Raw genomic sequence first — 418 nt, forward strand, 5'->3', positions numbered from 1 at the left:
GGTGGCGGCGAACACGCCGTCGGGGAACAGGAACGCGTCGCCAACCCCCGCCGGGCTGTGCCCGCCGGGAAGGGCACGCCGTCGCGGCACCGGCGACGGCCGTGTCGTCAGGCTCCCGCGATGAGCGTGAGGCCGAGGACGATCATGGTGGTGGCGACCAGTCCGTCCAGGACGCGCCAGGCGGTGGGGCGGGCCAGGAAGCGGCTCAGCAGGCGGGCGCCGAACCCGAGCGCCGCGAACCAGCAGAGGCTGGCCGCCACGGCACCGAGACCGAAGGTCCAGCGCAGCGGGCCGTGGTCGGCGGCGACCGAGCCCAGCAGGAACACCGTGTCGAGGTAGACGTGCGGGTTGAGCCAGGTCATCGCCAGGCAGGTCAGCACGGCCCGGCGGCGTGAGCCGGCCGCCCCGCCCGCCGCCC

At 75.8% G+C, this 418-nt stretch carries 1 protein-coding gene; it reads right to left on the bottom strand.

Annotated elements, in window-relative coordinates; translation table 11 throughout:
• Positions 1 to 107: 107 nt before the first annotated feature.
• Positions 108 to 418: LysE/ArgO family amino acid transporter (locus B9S61_RS11020; RefSeq protein ID WP_181007327.1), on the bottom strand; the 311-nt coding region annotated here is incomplete at its 5' end.

Source organism: Streptomyces sp. SM1 (genome assembly GCF_002910825.1).
GTDB lineage: Bacteria > Actinomycetota > Actinomycetes > Streptomycetales > Streptomycetaceae > Streptomyces > Streptomyces okerensis.